Annotated in this window: 15 protein-coding genes; 6 read left to right on the plus strand and 9 right to left on the minus strand. The window is 71.1% G+C overall.

Features of this window, described 5'->3' with window-relative positions; genetic code table 11:
• The first annotated feature begins 22 nt into the window (after window positions 1–22).
• The 3 genes from ABZ565_RS15860 to ABZ565_RS15870 all read left to right on the plus strand — a co-directional run bounded on the left by ABZ565_RS15860 (window position 23) and on the right by ABZ565_RS15870 (window position 3,212).
• Window positions 23–961: an aminoglycoside phosphotransferase family protein gene (locus ABZ565_RS15860; RefSeq protein WP_361026052.1), complete on the plus strand. Its 939-nt coding sequence runs from the start codon at window positions 23–25 to the stop codon at window positions 959–961.
• A 77-nt stretch (window positions 962–1,038) separates the two neighbouring features.
• Window positions 1,039–2,364, plus strand: coding sequence for a VWA domain-containing protein (locus ABZ565_RS15865; protein WP_361026054.1), 1,326 nt, complete (start codon window positions 1,039–1,041; stop codon window positions 2,362–2,364).
• 107 nt (window positions 2,365–2,471) lie between these two features.
• On the plus strand, window positions 2,472–3,212 hold the full coding sequence (locus ABZ565_RS15870; RefSeq protein WP_361026056.1) for an SDR family oxidoreductase: 741 nt from the start codon (window positions 2,472–2,474) through the stop codon (window positions 3,210–3,212).
• Between the two features lie 70 nt (window positions 3,213–3,282).
• Here ABZ565_RS15870 and ABZ565_RS15875 read toward each other — a convergent pair whose 3' ends face one another.
• From ABZ565_RS15875 to ABZ565_RS15890, 4 genes are all read right to left on the minus strand, one after another.
• Window positions 3,283–4,173 (minus strand): GH25 family lysozyme, encoded by an 891-nt coding sequence (locus ABZ565_RS15875; protein ID WP_361026059.1) that lies wholly within the window; start codon window positions 4,171–4,173, stop codon window positions 3,283–3,285.
• A 380-nt stretch (window positions 4,174–4,553) separates the two neighbouring features.
• Window positions 4,554–5,324, minus strand: coding sequence for a phosphatase PAP2 family protein (locus ABZ565_RS15880; protein ID WP_361026062.1), 771 nt, complete (start codon window positions 5,322–5,324; stop codon window positions 4,554–4,556).
• The gene (locus ABZ565_RS15885) at window positions 5,325–6,278 is read right to left on the minus strand and encodes a YihY/virulence factor BrkB family protein (protein ID WP_361026065.1); all 954 of its coding nucleotides are present in this window, start codon (window positions 6,276–6,278) and stop codon (window positions 5,325–5,327) included.
• On the minus strand, window positions 6,278–7,993 hold the full coding sequence (locus ABZ565_RS15890; protein WP_361026068.1) for a diacylglycerol kinase family protein: 1,716 nt from the start codon (window positions 7,991–7,993) through the stop codon (window positions 6,278–6,280). Before ABZ565_RS15890 ends, ABZ565_RS15885 begins: the two co-directional genes overlap by 1 nt.
• A 191-nt stretch (window positions 7,994–8,184) precedes the next feature.
• On the opposite strand from ABZ565_RS15890, the gene ABZ565_RS15895 reads away from it, so the two are divergent.
• Both ABZ565_RS15895 and ABZ565_RS15900 read left to right on the plus strand, forming a co-directional pair.
• Window positions 8,185–8,565, plus strand: coding sequence for a VOC family protein (locus ABZ565_RS15895; protein WP_361026071.1), 381 nt, complete (start codon window positions 8,185–8,187; stop codon window positions 8,563–8,565).
• Window positions 8,566–8,613: 48 nt separating this feature from the next.
• The gene (locus ABZ565_RS15900; RefSeq protein ID WP_361026073.1) at window positions 8,614–9,045 is read left to right on the plus strand and encodes an SRPBCC family protein; all 432 of its coding nucleotides are present in this window, start codon (window positions 8,614–8,616) and stop codon (window positions 9,043–9,045) included.
• 11 nt (window positions 9,046–9,056) lie between these two features.
• Here ABZ565_RS15900 and ABZ565_RS15905 read toward each other — a convergent pair whose 3' ends face one another.
• The 3 genes from ABZ565_RS15905 to ABZ565_RS15915 all read right to left on the minus strand — a co-directional run bounded on the left by ABZ565_RS15905 (window position 9,057) and on the right by ABZ565_RS15915 (window position 13,049).
• Window positions 9,057–9,545, minus strand: a complete 489-nt coding sequence (locus tag ABZ565_RS15905; protein ID WP_361026076.1) for a flavin reductase family protein — start codon at window positions 9,543–9,545, stop codon at window positions 9,057–9,059.
• Window positions 9,546–9,656: 111 nt separating this feature from the next.
• Window positions 9,657–10,940, minus strand: a complete 1,284-nt coding sequence (locus ABZ565_RS15910) for a DUF5933 domain-containing protein (protein ID WP_361026470.1) — start codon at window positions 10,938–10,940, stop codon at window positions 9,657–9,659.
• 312 nt (window positions 10,941–11,252) lie between these two features.
• Window positions 11,253–13,049, minus strand: a complete 1,797-nt coding sequence (locus tag ABZ565_RS15915; RefSeq protein WP_361026079.1) for a cellulase family glycosylhydrolase — start codon at window positions 13,047–13,049, stop codon at window positions 11,253–11,255.
• Window positions 13,050–13,771: 722 nt separating this feature from the next.
• On the opposite strand from ABZ565_RS15915, the gene argJ reads away from it, so the two are divergent.
• Complete coding sequence (gene argJ, locus ABZ565_RS15920; protein ID WP_361026083.1) at window positions 13,772–14,941, plus strand: bifunctional glutamate N-acetyltransferase/amino-acid acetyltransferase ArgJ; 1,170 nt, start codon at window positions 13,772–13,774, stop codon at window positions 14,939–14,941.
• A 51-nt stretch (window positions 14,942–14,992) separates the two neighbouring features.
• On the opposite strand, the gene ABZ565_RS15925 is transcribed toward argJ, so the two are convergent.
• Both ABZ565_RS15925 and ABZ565_RS15930 read right to left on the minus strand, forming a co-directional pair.
• A complete protein-coding gene (locus tag ABZ565_RS15925; protein ID WP_361026086.1) occupies window positions 14,993–15,361 on the minus strand; it encodes a DoxX family protein in 369 nt (122 codons plus the stop codon).
• 3 nt (window positions 15,362–15,364) lie between these two features.
• Entirely contained in the window at window positions 15,365–15,964 is a 600-nt protein-coding gene (locus ABZ565_RS15930) for a TetR/AcrR family transcriptional regulator (RefSeq protein ID WP_361026089.1), read from the minus strand.
• Window positions 15,965–15,990: the final 26 nt, after the last annotated feature.

Here is a 15,990-nt window from a genome sequence, read left to right on the forward strand (position 1 = left end):
GCCGGACGCGCAACGCCGTGTCATGGTCCGGACCGCCCGCCGCACGCAGTGGGCCGAGGACAGGGAACCGCCGTTGGCATCCACGAGTGACCGCCCCACGATCGACACCCCACTGGTCAGGCGGCTGGTCGACAGCCAGTTCCCGCAGTGGGCCGGACTGCCGCTGGAACGGCTCGCCCCGGCCGGCGCGGACCATGTCATCCACCGGCTCGGCCCCGAACTCTCCGTGCGGCTGCCGCGCTACTCCGGTGCGACCGGGCAGGCCCGCAAGGAGCTCACCTGGCTGCCCCGGCTCGCCCCGCACCTCCCGCTGGCCGTCCCCGCGCCGGTCGCGGTGGGGGAGCCGGGCCTCGGATACCCGTGGCCGTGGGCGGTGACCCGCTGGCTGGACGGCGAGCCCGCCACCGTCGAGGCCCTGGGCGACTCCCACGACGCCGCCGTGGCGCTCGCCGGATTCCTGACGGCCCTGCGCCGCTTCGAGTCCGGCGGCCTCCCGCTCACCCCCGACATCGACCGCACCACGGATTCCCTGCACGACCGGGACCCCGCCACGCGTGCGGCGATCACCGCGCTGGACGGCGTGTTCGACGCCGGGGCCATGACGAAGGTGTGGGACGCGGCACTGGACGCGCCCGCCTGGGACCGGCCCCCGGTCTGGGTGCACGGCGACTTCCACACCGGCAACCTGCTGATGCGCGGCGGCCGCCTCAGCGCGGTCATCGACTTCGGCGGGCTCGGCCTCGGCGACCCGGCCTGCGACATGATGATCGCCTACACCCTGCTGTCGAGGGGTAGCCGGGCCGCCTTCCGCGCCGCTCTCGGCCCGGACGACGCCACCTGGACGCGGGGGCGCGGCTGGGCCCTGGCCACCGGGCTCAACGCCTACACCTTCCACGCCGCCACCGACCCGCGCGTGGCCGCGCAGACGACCCGCCAGATCCGCGCGGCCCTCGCCGGCTGAACGCCCCGTACCCGCTCCGACGCGGCCGTCGCGGCCCCGGTCGACCGCGCGGCTCACCGGCAGGCAGACTGGGTGTCGTGACGACACTGAGCAAGGGCGCCAACATGCCGGTGGCTGCCTCCGCCGTCCGAGCCGTACTGAGCTGGACGGCCGGGCCCGGCGTGCCCGACGTCGACGCCTCCGCGCTGGTGCTGGGCGCGGACGGGCGGGTCCGCTCGGACGGCGACTTCGTCTTCTACAACCAGCCCCGGCACGCCTCCGGGACCGTCCGCCACCTCGGCAAGGGGGCCGGCTCCGACGCGCTGGAGGCGGATCTCGCCGCGGTGGGGATCGACGTGGAGCGGATCGCCCTGTGCGCCTCGGCGGACGGCGGCACATTCGGCCAGGTGCCCGGTCTCCATCTGCGGCTGCTGGACGCCGTGTCCGGTACGGAGCTGGCCCGCTTCGACATGGCGGCCGGCCCGGAGACCGCCTATGTGTGCGGGGAGCTCTACCGGCGGGCCGGCGGATGGAAGTTCCGGGCCGTGGGCCAGGGGTACGCGAGCGGGCTCGCCGGCCTGGCGACGGACTTCGGCATCAGCGTGGACGAACCCGGTACGCCACCGGCGCCCGCTGCTGCCGGCGGGGGAGCGCCGCGCCTCACCAAGGGCGAGGAGCACCTGCCGGTCGACATGCGCAAGCGGCTGTCGCTGCGCAAGCAGCAGGTGGCCGTCAGCCTCAGCAAGCACGGCCTGGACCGGCTGACCGCCCGGGTGATCCTCGTCCTCGACGCCTCCGGCTCGATGAGCGGCCTCTACACGCGGGGCACCGTCGCGGGTGTCACCGAACGCATGGCGGCGGTCGCCGCACAGCTGGACGACGACGGCGAGATGCAGGCGTGGACCTTCGCCTCGAACCCGGCCCGGCTGCCCGACCTGACCATCGGCGCACTGCCCGAGTGGCTGCGGCTGCACGTGCGGGTCGGCCAGGTCAGCCTCTTCGGGCGGAAGAAGCCCCAGAAGGGACTGGTGCCCGGGCAGGTCGACATGCGCGCCGTTGGCATCCAGAACGAGGAGCAGAAGGTCATCGCCGAGGTCCGGGACTTCGTGCGCGCCCACCCGGTGCCCGCACCGACGCTCGTCCTGTTCTTCTCCGACGGCGGTGTGTACCGCAACGAAGAGATCGAGCGCGAACTGCGCGCGGCGGTCGAGGAACCCGTCTTCTGGCAGTTCATCGGCCTCGGCCAGGCGCAGTACGGCGTGCTGGAGCGGTTCGACACCATGCCCGGCCGCCGGGTGGACAACGTCGGTTTCTTCGCGGTGGACGACATCGAGCAGGTCTCCGACCAGGAGCTGTACGACCGCCTCTTGTCCGAGTTCCCGTCCTGGCTGCGGGCGGCCCGGCAGGCCGGCATCCTGCGCTGAGCCGTACGGGTCATGAGCTGCCGGACGGCCGGGTCACGGCACGTGCGGCCGGGATCCCGGGGCTTACGGTGGCGGCCGGCCGCACCCGGCGCACGGAAGGCTCGTCCATGAAGATCACGGTCATCGGCGGTACCGGACTGATCGGCTCCCAGCTCGTGTCGAAGCTGCGCGGGGCCGGACACAGGGCGGAACCCGCCTCCCTGTCGACCGGCGTCGACCTGCTCACCGGGAAGGGCCTCGGTGAGGCGCTCGCCGGCGCGGAGACGGTCGTCAACGTCACCAACTCGCCCACGTTCGACGCGGCGTCCCCCGACTTCTTCCGCACGACCATGGGGAACCTGCTGACGGCCGGTGAGCAGGCCGGTGTACGGCACCAGGTCGTGCTGTCGATCGTCGGTGTCGACCGGGTGCCCCAACTGGACTACTACCGGGCGAAGACGCTCCAGGAGGAGCTGCTGCGCAACGGGCCCACCGCGTACTCCATCGTGCGTGCCACGCAGTTCTTCGAGTTCATGGACGCCGTCATGTCGTGGACCTCCGACGAGGACACCGTCCGGCTCCCCGCCACGCGCGTCCAGCCCATCGCGACGGCCGACGTCGTCGCCGCCCTCGCGGACACCGCCACCGGCGCGCCGCTGAACGGGACGGCCGACGTGGCGGGGCCCGACGTCTACCCCCTCGACGAGCTCGGGCGCCTCACCCTGGCAGCCCGGGGCGACCGCCGCACCGTCGTCACGGACGACCGGGCGGGGATGTTCGCGGCCGTGGAGGGCGACGTGCTGATCGCGGGGCCCGGGGCGCACATCGCCCCCACCTCGTACGAGGACTGGCTCGCCGGGACCCGCTGAGACGGGAGGGCGGCCACACGGTGCGGGCCGGAAGCCCGCACCGTGTGGCCGCCCTCATTCGGCCGGTGCCTCAGGTGTTGTTGGCCAGAGCCAGCAGCCGGGTGGCGTCACCGTTGAACCGGTCGCGGTCCACGGCTCCCGAAATGCCGCCCACCGAACCGGAGTCGGTGTACTGCCAGAAAGTCCAGTACGGGAAGCCCTTCGGGATGGTCGGGCTCGCCGCGCTCGTCCAGTGCGCGGTGAACAGCGGGCTGCGCGCCGACATGCCGCTCCAGCCGCCCGTGCACGAGTTCCACCAGTTCGCGCTGGTGTAGATGACGACGTCGCGGCCCGTCTTGGCCTTGTACGTGTTGTAGAAGTCGAGGATCCACGACTGCATGGCGGAAGCCGACTTGCCGTAGCAGCCGCCTTCCAGGTCGAGCATCCCCGGAAGCGTCAGGTTGTCCCGCGACCACGCGCCACCGTGGCCGGCGAAGTAGGTGGCCTGGGCCGCTCCGCTGGACAGGTTGGGACGCGCGAAGTGGTACGCGCCCCGGATCACCTTCGCGTTGTAGGCGTTGAGGTAGTTGGTGTTGAAATTGGGGTCCTTGTACGTGGTGGACTCGGTGGCCTTGATGTAGGCGAACTTGATGCCCGCCGACTTCACCGATGACCAGTTGATCGAGCCCTGGTAGTGCGAGACGTCGATGCCGGGAAGCGTCGTCGCCTGGAGGGAGGCGCTGCTCTCCGGGGTGAGATCGACGTGCCGGTTGTCCGGGGCGAACGTGTCGCCGTCGGCGAGGTAGCCGGCACCCATGTACCCGTCACCGAGCGGGATGGACCCGCTGGACGAGGTGGGCGGCTGCGGCGACGCCGAGGCCGGCACGGCGGTCACGGTGGGCACCGCCACCATGCCGAGGCCGACGGCTCCGAGGGCCACCAGCTTGCGGAGTGCGGATCTGCGGCCGCGGATCGATAACACGGGAGCCTCCTGGGGGGAGCGGCGCGAAGGGGGGTCTACTCGCGTAGCATGTGAAGCGTTTCCGAGCGTAGCGGCGGGTCTGGGGGATGGCCTGTCACAGAGGGCGGGGAGACCACTCTCTTGATGAGGGCATGCCACGAGTGACGCATGAACACCGCTGTGCCGTAAAGGGTGTTGGTTCGGTCTCTGTGGTCCAGTCCAGTGAAGAGTCCACCGAGCTGGGGTGACACCGCCAACCGGGTGAGAACTTTCACTCCGCTGAAACCCCGGCGCGCGCCCGGCGGCCCGGGAGGCGGACACCGTGACGCCCGGCCGCCGGCGGCGGGACCGCGTGGACCGCCTGCTCCGGGCGCGCAGCCCGGAGCACTGAGGTCCGGCCCTCAGCGTTCCGGGGACGGGCCCGTCAGCTCGGGCTCCAGGCCCTCCGCCATCTCACTGCGCCCCAGGCCGGATTCGGCCCGCCACGCCTCGAAGGCCCAGGCGGTCCACGCCACCACGGCGAGCCCGAGCAGCCAGCCGCCGACCACATCGCTGAACCAGTGGACACCCAGCGCGACCCTGGTGAAGCCGACACCGAGCACCGACAGCACCGCCACCGCCCAGCACACCACCCGGCCGCGCCGGGGCACCAGCGGCAGCAGGACCAGCAGCAGCACCGCGAACGTCGTCGTAGCAGTCATCGCGTGCCCCGACGGGAACGAGAAGCCGGGCGCCCGCGCCACCGGATCCTCCAGCGAGGGCCTGGCCCGCTCGACCACCACCTTGACCAGAAGGCCCGTCAGACCTCCGGCCACCGCCGTGACGGCGGACCAGGCCGCCAGCCGCCAGGCCCGCCGGTACAGCAGCCAGCCGGTCAGCAACGCGACCACGCAGCGCAGGGTCAGCGGGTCCCAGACCCAGTCCGACAGGAACCGCAGCGCACTCGTCCAAGCCGGGTGGTCGATGGCCGTGCGGTGCAGCCGGCCGGCCGCGTCCGAGTCCAACGCCCGCAACGGCCGCCAGTGCCCCTCCACGAGGACCAGTACCAGTGCGAACGGCACCGCGGACACCGCGGCCACGGCAGCGGCCCCGAGCAGGCGCACGCCGAACGCGCGGTCAGCGGCCCGCCGGCGGTGCTCCCGCAGCAGACGTGTGGTGGCTCGTACAACCATTCATGCTCCCGGATCGGCTTGTATCGGACCGGGCCGGCGGGCGCGGGCAGCCTCCAGCTGCGCCGCGAAGGACAGCCCGAGGAACAGGGCTATGGAGGTCAGATAGGCCCACAGCAGCAACGACATGAAAGCGCTCAGCGGGCCGTAGACCGTGTCGAAGGAGCCGCTGAGGGAGAGGTACTGGCTCAGGAGATAGGTCAGCGCCGTCCACAGCACCAGGTACAGGGCCGCGCCGAACGCGAGCCAGGTGTATCCGGGCTGATTGCGGCGCGGGGAGCGCCGGAAGATCGCGCTCGCCGACAGGAGCGCGAGGAGCAGCCCGCACGGCCAGCGCAGCAGGTCCCAGGCGGTCCGCGCCGTGTCACTGAGGTGGTACACCGTCGCGGCGGCCGTGACGAGGTCGCCGCCGACGACCATCAGGATGAACCCGAGCCCCAGCGGGATGCCGGCGGTCAGCGACATCACCAGGCCCCGGAAGTACTTCTGGTGGAAGGGGCGGTCGCGCTCGACCCCGTAGATGCGATTGGCCCCTCGCTCTATCTGGCACATCGCCGTCGTCACGTTGACCAGCGAGAACAGCAGCCCGAACCAGAGCGTGAGCTGAGACCCCTCACCGGCACGCCGGCGGCTGCGGTCGAGCGCGTCGTCCACCACATCGGCGCTCGGCCCCGCCGCGATCCGATGGATCGTCAACTCCGCCAGACGGCCCACGTTCTCGGTGTGCAGAGAGGCCGAGAGCCCGACAAACGCGATCACCAGCGGTATGACCGCGAGCACCGTCTGGAGCGCCAGCGCCCGCGAGTGGCTGAACCCGTCCGCGTAACGGAAGCGGACGAACGAGTCACGCACCAGCGGCCAGCGCCCGTAGCGGCGCAGTGAGGCGAGCGCCTCGTCGGCGGTCAGCTCGTCGCCCGCCATGTCACGGGTCTGCGGGACCCGGGTCGCGGTACCCATCACTGACCGCCCGACGGCAGCAGGACGGTGAGCGCCCCCGGACGCACCTCGGCCACGAGCCGGCGGCCCTTGCCCACCGGGTCGCCGTCCAGCTCCCTCGACTGCGGTGAGGCGAACCGGAGTTCGGCGCGGCGGAAGGTGAAGTACTCCACCGGCGTGTCGGCCCGGCCGCCCGGCTCCGGACGCCCGCGCAGCACCGTCCCGACGGCGCGCAGCCAGCCGCCGGGCCCGTGCGGGTCGAACACCGCCAGGTCCAGGAGCCCGTCGTCGGGCTCGGCGGACGGGACGAGCGTGGCCCCGCCCTGTACGTCCCCGATGTTGGCGAGCAGCACCATCCGCGCCGTACGACGCAGCACCGGCCCGTCGTCCAGCCGGACGGACACCGACATGCGCGGCGCCCGGAGCCCGCGCAGCCCGGCGACCACGTACGCGGGCCAGCCGATCGCGGCCTTCGCCGCACTGCCGGTGTTCTCCAGCATGGCGGCGTCCAGGCCCGCCCCGGACATCGCGGTGAAGTGGGTGACGGGCAGGCCGTCGCCCTCGATCCGGCCGAGGTCGATCCGGCGCTCGGTGCCCGACAGCGCGGCGGCCAGCGCTTCGGCGGGCGCTACCGGCAGGCCCAGGTTCCGGGCGAGGAGGTTGCCCGTGCCGCACGGGACCACGGCCAGCGGAACCCCCGTACCGGCCAGCCGGTCGGCCGCCGCCCGGATCGTCCCGTCGCCGCCGCACACCACGACGAGCGACGCGCCCGCGCGTACCGCTGCCGCCGCCTGCCCGCCGCCCGGATCGTCGGCGGTCGTGTCGACGAACTCCGCCGCATGATGCCCGTGCTGCTCCAGGACCAGCCGCAGCGTCTCGCGCTGCACCTCGTCGGTCACCGTCGGATTGACCACGACCACCGTGCGGCCCGCGATCTGCTCGGCACGCTCGGCGGCCGCTTCCTGGGCGATCTCCATCGCGTTCTTCGGGACCGGCGCCGGGCTCGTGCCCTCGGCCAGCAGCGCCCGGCCCGCCACCAGGAGGGACAGGGCTCCGTTCAGCATGCCGCCGAGCACGTCGGTGGGGTGGTGCATCCCCCGGTAGAGCCTGGCAAGGCCCACGAGCAGCGGGATGAGCAACAGCAGCCCGGCGAGCACCTTGCGGCGTCGGCCGCGCCCGCCGGGAAGGAGGGCCAGCACGGCGAGGCCCGCGTAGAGGGCCGTCGCGGCCCCGGTGTGTCCGGAGGTGTAGCTCGCCGTCGGCGGTGACGCGTCGAGCCGGTCCACATCGGGCCGGTCGCGGTCCACGCAGATGGTGATGACCAGGAACACCAGGGACTGGAGCGAGACGCCGACGGCGAGGAAGACGGCCTGCCGCCACCTCGGGAGCCGGGGGAGCACCACCAGCCCCAGGCAGACCAGGACGGTGATCACGATGATCGTGAGGGTGTTGCCGGCCTCCGACGCGACGAACGACATATCGGTCAGGGGGCCGGTCCGCAGGTGCTCGAACCCCTCGTTGACCTCGTCCTCGACGCTCAGCGGCCAGATCGTTTGCGCGGGCCCGGTGATCAGGAGTCCGAGCCCCACCATCAGCGCCGCCTGCCCGACGGTGAGAGCGGCGAGGCGCAGGGCCGCCGTGCGGAGGCCGGTCGTCAGGGCGGGGGAGCGGCCCGGGCCGACGGGAGCGCGGGATCCCGCCGGCTGGACGGGTCTCTCGGGCTGAGTGGCAGACATGGGTTCCCCCTGTTCGGTGGTGGGGAAGGTCGAGGCCCTTCCGGTGCACCGCCGTCTGCCCCGTAATCCGTCCGGCAGGCATGCCATCGGCATCGGCCGTGGATCCGCCGGTGACCGGGTGTGACCGGGAACAGTGCGGGTACGCGGAGCTGCGTCCGGAGGAACGAGGAGCCGCGAACAGGAGGACGGTCATGGCGGTGCCGAAAACGGGTCTGCTGGTGCTGGACTGCGCCGAACCGCAGGAACTGGCGGACTTCTACGCCGCCTTGCTGGGCGCCGAGGTCCGCCCCGGGTACGACCTCGACGTCATCGAGGTGGCCGGCGCGGCCGGAGTCCACCTCGCCATACGCATGGACCACGGCTACGCACCGCCGAGCTGGCCGAGGCCCGACGACTCGCAACAGGCCCACCTGCGCATCCTGGTGGCCCGGGAGGACATGGACGAGGCCGAACGGGAGGCGGTCGGCCTCGGCGCACGTCCCCTGGACACGAAGAACAACGGCGGCGCACGCGACGCCCGCCTCTACTCCGACCCCGCCGGACACCCCTTCACGCTGGCCACACGCCCCTGAGACGTGCCCGGCAGCGCTACTCACCCCTGTCTACGACTAGGAGTTCCCATGTCTTCCTCGATCGTCGAAACCGTCGATATCAAGGCCCCGATCGCCGTGAGCTGGGCCCTGTGGAGCGATGTCGCCCGCTGGCCCGCCTTCCTGAGCCACGTCCGTCGCGTGGACCCGCTGGACGCGCGCCGGTTCGCCTGGCAGCTCTCCCTCCCCGGTGCGGAGAAGGAGTTCGTCGCCGAACTCACCGAGGTGATCCCGGAGAACCGGATCGCCTGGAAGACCATCGAAGGGGTCCAGCACGCGGGGGTCGTCACCTTCCACCGGCTGGACGACGAGACGAGCCGGGTGGCCCTCCAGATCGAGTACGACCCGCAAGGGTTCGTGGAGTATCTGGGCGCCCTCACCAACCTGGACTCGGTGCTCGCCAATTACGACCTCGGCGAGTTCCAGAAGCTGGCCGAGCGGACCGCGCGCGGCGACTTCTGACCGCCCGGCGCTCAGTCCACGGGGTGGCCCGGCGGGATGTCGATGGCCCCGGTGACCGACAGGAACGGGAAATTCCTGTCCGCCGGGTGGTGCACCTCCTCCGGGGCCAGCAGATGCCCGATGTGGTCCCCGCCGTCGACGCGCTGCACGACACGGCCGACGAACCACGCGGGCGCCTCGTCCAGCACCGGCACCCCGGCCGGTCCGGGGTGCCAGGCGGCCCGCGCGAACTTGTCCGTGTGGTCTCCCGTCTCACCGCCGAAGAGCCGGGCCAGGGCCATCTGGTCGCGGCGGAGCAGATGGACGGCGAGCCGGTCGGCGCGGGCGGCGACCCGGCAGGTCCGGTTCAGCTCCGACAGCCACACCATGAACCGGGGTGGCCGCATCGAGCACTGCGATCCGAAGCCGACCAGACAGCCGGCCCGCTCACCGTCCGCCTCGGCGGTCACGACATACATCGGATAGTCCAGCGCGTCGGTGAACCGGTCGAATGCGTTCACGGCGGGTCGCTCCTTGCCGGGGCCTCGGGTCTCTGACGGCACCACCCCGCCGGTTCGCGAACCGGCGGGGTGGTGCGGCGTCATACGTTACCCAGGGACGCGGACGGCGGCTCAGGCCATCTCTGGCTGCGGCTCCAGCGTCGGAACGGCCGCCGCCTTCGGCTCCCAGTGCCGGATGGTCCGTACGTAGCCGTAGATCACCGAACCCATGGCCAGGATGAGCAGCGGTCCGAACAGCCACGGGTGGTGGGCCATCTCCAGCGACAGATAGCGGTACGACACCAGGAGCGCGGCGAAGACGACGGTGCCGTAGGCGACCAGGCCGACGGCCGGCCGGTCCCAGCCGCGTTCCAGCGCGCGCATACCCGTCTCGATCGTCAGCGTGAACACCACACCGGCGACGAGGTCCGCGCCGTAGTGGTAGCCGAAGCCCAGGGTCGCGGCGAGCGTGGCGACGAGCCAGAAGGCGCCGGCGTACCGGAGGAACTTCGGTCCCTTGCGGGAGTGGATGAAGATCGCGGTGGCCCACGCGGTGTGCAGGCTGGGCATGCAGTTGCGCGGGGTGATCTCGTCGAACGGCATGTGGTGCGGGGTGCCGATCGGCACGGTGGTGTCGGGCCACAGGTCGCCCACGGCCCAGTGGCCGCCGTCGGAGCCGAACGCGAAGATCGGGCCGACCACCGGGAAGATCATGTAGATGGCCGGGCCGAGCAGGCCGATCACCAGGAAGGTGCGCACCAGGTGGTGTCCGGGGAAGCGGCGGTCCGTCGCCACGTTGCGCAGCTGGTACAGAGCGACGCACACCGCGGCGACCGCGAGCTGTGTGTAGACGGCGTCGAGGAAGTGGGCACCGGCCGAGCCGGTCGCCTCGATGAGCCGGCCCACCACCCAGGACGGGTTGCCGAGCGCGTGGTCGGCGTTGGCCATGTACTGGTCGAGCACCTCGGGGCGGGTCTTGGACGTGATGACCAGCCAGGTGTCACCGGTCTTCCGCCCGGCCACCAGCAGCAGACCCAGACCGACACCCTTGAGGAGCAGCATGCGCTCCTGCCCCGTGCGACGGGTGAGGGCGATGACCGTGACCCCCACGATCACCCACAGCGCACCGTTTCCGAACGGGTGCCCCTCCTTGACCGGGGCGTCGGCCACCCACCTGATCAACGCGATGACGATGTCGATACCCGCCGCCACACCGACCGCGATGAACCGCTGCCGCCAGGTGAGGACCACCATCATCAGCCCCATGCTGGCGTACAGCAGGAAGCCCGATTTGGGAGCGACCACCACTTCTTGCACCTGAGTGGTGACCGGCCCCGGCAGACTGTAGTGGCGCGCGGCGATCTCCAGCGCGACAAGGAACGCGAGTGTCACCACCGCCGCCGCAGTCCATAGGATCGCTCGTGGCCGGCGCCACGCGGCGAAGGGTATTCGGCGGTTTATTCGCGAAAACACCCGCGATGCTATAGATATCAATTCTCTGGCCGATGTCCTGGGTTTTGGTCAAATAGGTCGCTTTTCATGCCACATGGCATGGTGTGCGGGCGATGAGGGTGGTCGCCGGGGTGGGATCATGCTAGCCGAGGGGTTTCGGCGGTTATTTCGGTGGTCGTGCCCGCGTTCGATAGAGGTGTCCCGAATGCGGTGTAGCCCGCCACGAGGGGCGGGCTACAGTGCTCCCTTCCGGAGCGGATGGGTCGGACGGGACGGTCAGGAGAGCGTGCAGCTCACGGTCGGCACGGCTCCGGCGGCCGGTGTGCCCTGGAAGCCGAAGCCGGTGTGCGCACCGGCCGCGAGCGCGCCGTTGTAGCCGGTGCTGGTGACGGTGACGGCGGCGCCGGTCTGCGTGTAGGCGGCGTTCCACATGTTGGTGATCTTCTGGTTGCCGCCGTAGGTCCAGGTCAGCTTCCACGAGGTGGCCGGCGCCGTACCCGTGTTGGTCACGGTGACGTCCACCCCGAAGCCGCTGCCCCAGTCCCCGTTCACCGTGTAGACCGCCTTGCAGCCGGTGTTGCCGCCGGAGCCCGCGGTGGTGGCGGTGACGGACGCGGAGGGGGCGGAGATGTTGCCCGCTGCGTCGCGGGCCCGGACGGTGTACGTGTGCGAGGTGCCGGACGTCACACCGGTGTCGGTGAACGTGGTGCCGGTGGCGGTGCCGGCCTTGGTGGAGCCCCGGTAGACGTCGTAGCCGGTGACTCCGGTGTCGTCGGACGCGGCCTTCCACGACAGGGAGACGGAGGTGCCGGTGGTGCCGGTGACGGCGAGGCCCGTCGGGGCCGTGGGCGCCTGGGTGTCGTCATCGCCGCCGCTGCCACCGCCGCTGCCGAAGTCGGGCGCCTTGATGCTCGCGAGGTAGCCGTCCTTCACGGTGTCGACCGAGGTCCAGTCGTCCTTGAGGATGCCACCGGTGTCGCCGGAGTTCGGGTTCCAGGACCAGAAGGTCCAGGAGAAGCTGTCGGCCCCGTACTGGCTGGTGGGCCGCAGATAGTCGGCCAGGGCCTTCAGCCACTTCTGGTCGGTGGTGGACTGGAGCGTCGTACCGAACTCGCCGACCCACACCGGGGCGATGTTCTGCTTGAAGATGTAGCCCCAGTACTTGTCCCAGACGCCGGGCATGTTGTCCGGGAACGAGGAGTCGGTGAACCACGGCTGCTGGGCGACGCTGGTGGCGTAGTCGTGCGCCGAGTACACCACCTTGTGCGGCACGCTCAGCTCCACCGGATACTGCCCGACGCCCATGAGGTTGCCGCCCCACCAGCCGGACACCCCGTCGAAGGTCTGCACGCCCTCCACGAAGATCAGCAGATCCGGGTTGGCCGACAGCACCGCGTCTCCGCCGCGCTCCGCCGCGAGCCGCCAGTCCTTCGTGGTGTCGCCGCAGCCCCAGCAGGCGGGGTCGTGGGGTTCGTTGTGCAGGTCGATGCCGACCACCGCGTCGTTGCCCGCGTACCGGGCGGCCAGCGACTTGAGGTTGGCGAGCCACGTGGACTCGGGGACGGCCGAGGTGTACCAGAGCGGCGACTGGCCCGCCGAATCGGGGCGGTGCCGGTCCAGGATGACCTTCATGCCGATGCTGCCCGCGTGGTCCACGATGCGGTCCATCACCTGGAGCGAGTCGAGGCCCGCCAGGTCGGTGTTCATGCCGGCGGAGAAGTTGATGCTCGCCGGTTCGGTGCCGGCGAAGATGTCGTCGCTGTAGGGCAGCCGGATGGTGTTGTAACCCAGCGACTTCATCTGGTCGATCATGCTCTTGTAGTCGCGGGACCAGAGTCCGTGGGGCACGTAGTTGGCGGTCTCGAAGCCGAACCAGTTGATGCCGGCGATGCGGACCGGGTGGTTGCCCGCGTCCAGGATCTGCCGCCCGCTGGTGTGCCAGTAGCCGGAGCCGGCGGCGGTGGCCTCGCCGGCCGATGCCGTGTGGGCGCCGGCGAGGGGCAGGAGCAGAGCCGCCGCGGCGACGGCGACGGTCCTGGCGGCTCTTCGGAAGGTGCGGAGAGGGTGAAGCATGGTGCTGGTTCCTCTCTCGGGGGCGCGGGGCACGGCACGAGAGAGGAGTGGGAGCGCTCCCATCTCGCGCCGCGCGCCGCCCCGCCTGTGACATGGGGGACGAGGGTGCGGAGGTCGCCGCTCCCGCTCGCTCGCCCGAAGCCGGGCGGGGGCGCGACCCGGCGCAATAAAAGCGATAAAGCAATGAGCATGTCAATGGACGCGCGGCGTTCATGTCTTGAACGCGGGTGGCGGGCCGGTTCCAGCAGTTGCACCCCGTCGCGTAGAAGGCGAGGAAGAGGGTCACCCCGGAGGTGAGCACGAGGAAGCTCGTCGTGACGGCGGCGACGCCTTGCCGCGGGGCACCTTTCGGCCGGGTGCGAAGTGCCGCCCAGGCGCCGTGGGTGAGGGCGACGCCGGCGAGTGCCTCACCTGCCACGGTCAGGCGGGGGTTGGCCGCCCAGCTCAGGTGGGCCACCCAGAGGAGGGTGCCGAGCAGTATGCAGGCGAGGACGGTCAGCGCGGCTTCGCCGACCGCCTCCACGATGAACTCCCGCAGGTGCTCCCCGGCGGTGCTCATGACTCTTCTCGCGCCCATGACGGCTCCCTCTCCTGCGAGTTGTCCGGCCCGCATGGGAGGACTCGCGAGACGTCGCCAAGGTTGTCCGGCTGTGAAATGGGGTGGACGCACAGACCTCCGTGCTGCAAAGATATGTGACATGACGCATGATCATGCATTCCCAATGAATGACAAACTGGCCTGGCCCACCGGCTTTCGCGGGTACACCGGTCACGGCGGGTTGCGCGAGCACGGCGACGACATCTCGATCGTCGCCTCGGACCGGCCGGCGACCAGCGCCGCAGTGTTCACCCAGAGCCTCTTCGCGGGCCCGGCCGTGCTGCTCAGCCGCGGGCACGCCGCAGGGCGCAGTCTCCGCGCCGTGACCACTCTGGCGCAGAACGCCAACGTCGCGACCGGCCGCCAGGGCGAGGAGAACGCCGCCGAGGTCGTCCGGCGCGTCGCCGGAATCCTCGGCGTCCCCGAAGGCGAAGTGCTCATCGGCTCCACGGGTGTCATCGGCCGACCCCTGCCGATGTCCACCATCCTTCCGCACTTCGAGAGGACCGCGGAGCGGGGCATCGCCGCGTTCACGGCCGCTCCCCAGGACGTGGCCCGCGCGATGATGACCACCGACACCCGCCCCAAGACCGCCTCCCGCACCGTCGGGCAGGCGCGCATCGTGGCCGTGGCGAAGGGCGTCGGCATGCTGGAGCCCAACATGGCCACGATGCTGGCCTACGTGTTCACGGACGCCGAAGTGCCGGCGGCCGACCTGGACGCCGCGCTGCGCGGGGCCGTGGACCGTACGTTCAACTGTCTGAGCGTCGACACCGACACCTCCACATCCGACACCGTGGCCGTCATCGCCAACGGAGCCGCCGGGCCGGTCGACACCGTGCGCTTCGCCGACGCGCTGGCCGATCTCTGCCTGGACCTCACCCTGCAACTCGCGAGCGACGGCGAAGGGGCCACCAAGCTCCTGCGCGTCACCGTGAGCGGCGCCCGCGACCACGCGCAGGCCAAGCGCGTCGCCAAGAGTGTGGTCAACTCGCCCCTGGTCAAGACCGCCGTCCACGGGGCGGATCCCAACTGGGGGCGCGTGCTCATGGCCATCGGCAAGAACACCGACGACACCGACATCGTCCCGGCCCGCGTCACCGTGAAGTTCGGTGACGTCGAGGTGTATCCCGACGAGCCCGAGGCGGACACCTTGGGCAAGCTCGCGGACCTCATGCGGCGGGACGAGGTGGACATCGCCGTCACGCTCGGCATCGGTGAGGGTGAAGCGACCGTGTACGGCTGCGACCTGTCGGCCGACTACATCCGGGTCAACGCCGACTACACCACCTGACCGACGGCTCCGTCGCCGCGGTGCACGCGTACACCGCGGCGACCGGCCGGGTCACACCCGTACGAAGGACCCCACCAGCACCGCCAGTGAGACCACCAGCATGCCCAGGCAGTTCACCCAGAAGGTCACGTTCAGGGCCCGCGCGCGGAGGTGTGCGGCGGCGGCCGCGAGGAAGTAGACCACGATCGCCGCGGTCGTCGTCATGGCCACACCGGGCACCCGGAAGCCGACGACGAGACCCACGACCGAGGCGGTCTTGGCTGTGGTCAGCACCCACCACCACTCGCGCGGCAGCAGTACGCCCTCCAGGCAGTCCACGATGAACTTCGGCGGGCGCAGCATCATCGCCGCGTCACCGGCCTGGATGACGAGCAGAACCACCACCGGCCATACGGGGGAGGGGAGTTCGAGGAGTGACATGGGTCAGTTCCCTTCCTGCGCGGTGACGAAGGCGGCGATGGTCCTGAGCCTCGCCGCCGTCTGCCGGGGTTGGGTGGTTCCGCCGGCGAGCAGCATCAGTTCCCCCAGATAACCGGCGAACATCACCTGTGCGCCGAGCCGGGCGCGCGCCTCGTCCATCCCGTCGTCGACCATCGCGGCCGCCAGGTTGTCCTCGGAGAGCGCCCGGAGCGAGCCCAGGGCGGCGTTCTCCGGCCTGCCCCGGGCCAAGGTCCGGAAGTAGGCGCGGGCCAGGTCGTCGTTCTCGGCGAACAGGGCCAGGAACGGGTCGAAGTAGTGCGCCAGGTAGTCGACGGCGGGCGGTGCGGCCCCGGCCTTCGAGGGGCTGGGCGGGGCGGGAATCCGGTCCGCGATGGCCTGGTCGTACACCAGGCTCAGCAGGGACTCCTTGTCCCCGACCGCCATGACCGCGCCCACCGAAACCCCGGCCCGGCCAGCGATCTGACGCACCGTCGTGCTCTGGAATCCCCGCTCGCGGAAGAGCTGTGCGGCGGCCTGGACGACGCGGGCGGCGGTCCGCCGCTTCTGCTCCGCACGGGTTGAGTGAACGTGTTCACCGAACATGTTCACAATGTACGAGGGCGGCTCCG

It is taken from the genome of Streptomyces sp. NPDC016469 (assembly GCF_040632905.1).
GTDB lineage: Bacteria > Actinomycetota > Actinomycetes > Streptomycetales > Streptomycetaceae > Streptomyces.

What these genes read in the sequence shown, in the direction of transcription:
- ABZ565_RS15860 (WP_361026052.1), top strand. Translation starts at nt 23, where the DNA reads ATGGTCCGGACCGCCCGCCGCACGCAGTGGGCCGAGGACAGGGAACCG.
- ABZ565_RS15870 (WP_361026056.1), top strand. Translation starts at nt 2,472, where the DNA reads ATGAAGATCACGGTCATCGGCGGTACCGGACTGATCGGCTCCCAGCTC.
- ABZ565_RS15880 (WP_361026062.1), bottom strand. Translation starts at nt 5,324, where the DNA reads ATGGTTGTACGAGCCACCACACGTCTGCTGCGGGAGCACCGCCGGCGG.
- ABZ565_RS15885 (WP_361026065.1), bottom strand. Translation starts at nt 6,278, where the DNA reads ATGGGTACCGCGACCCGGGTCCCGCAGACCCGTGACATGGCGGGCGAC.
- ABZ565_RS15890 (WP_361026068.1), bottom strand. Translation starts at nt 7,993, where the DNA reads ATGTCTGCCACTCAGCCCGAGAGACCCGTCCAGCCGGCGGGATCCCGC.
- ABZ565_RS15895 (WP_361026071.1), top strand. Translation starts at nt 8,185, where the DNA reads ATGGCGGTGCCGAAAACGGGTCTGCTGGTGCTGGACTGCGCCGAACCG.
- ABZ565_RS15900 (WP_361026073.1), top strand. Translation starts at nt 8,614, where the DNA reads ATGTCTTCCTCGATCGTCGAAACCGTCGATATCAAGGCCCCGATCGCC.
- ABZ565_RS15915 (WP_361026079.1), bottom strand. Translation starts at nt 13,049, where the DNA reads ATGCTTCACCCTCTCCGCACCTTCCGAAGAGCCGCCAGGACCGTCGCC.
- argJ (WP_361026083.1), top strand. Translation starts at nt 13,772, where the DNA reads ATGAATGACAAACTGGCCTGGCCCACCGGCTTTCGCGGGTACACCGGT.
- ABZ565_RS15925 (WP_361026086.1), bottom strand. Translation starts at nt 15,361, where the DNA reads ATGTCACTCCTCGAACTCCCCTCCCCCGTATGGCCGGTGGTGGTTCTG.
- ABZ565_RS15930 (WP_361026089.1), bottom strand. Translation starts at nt 15,964, where the DNA reads ATGTTCGGTGAACACGTTCACTCAACCCGTGCGGAGCAGAAGCGGCGG.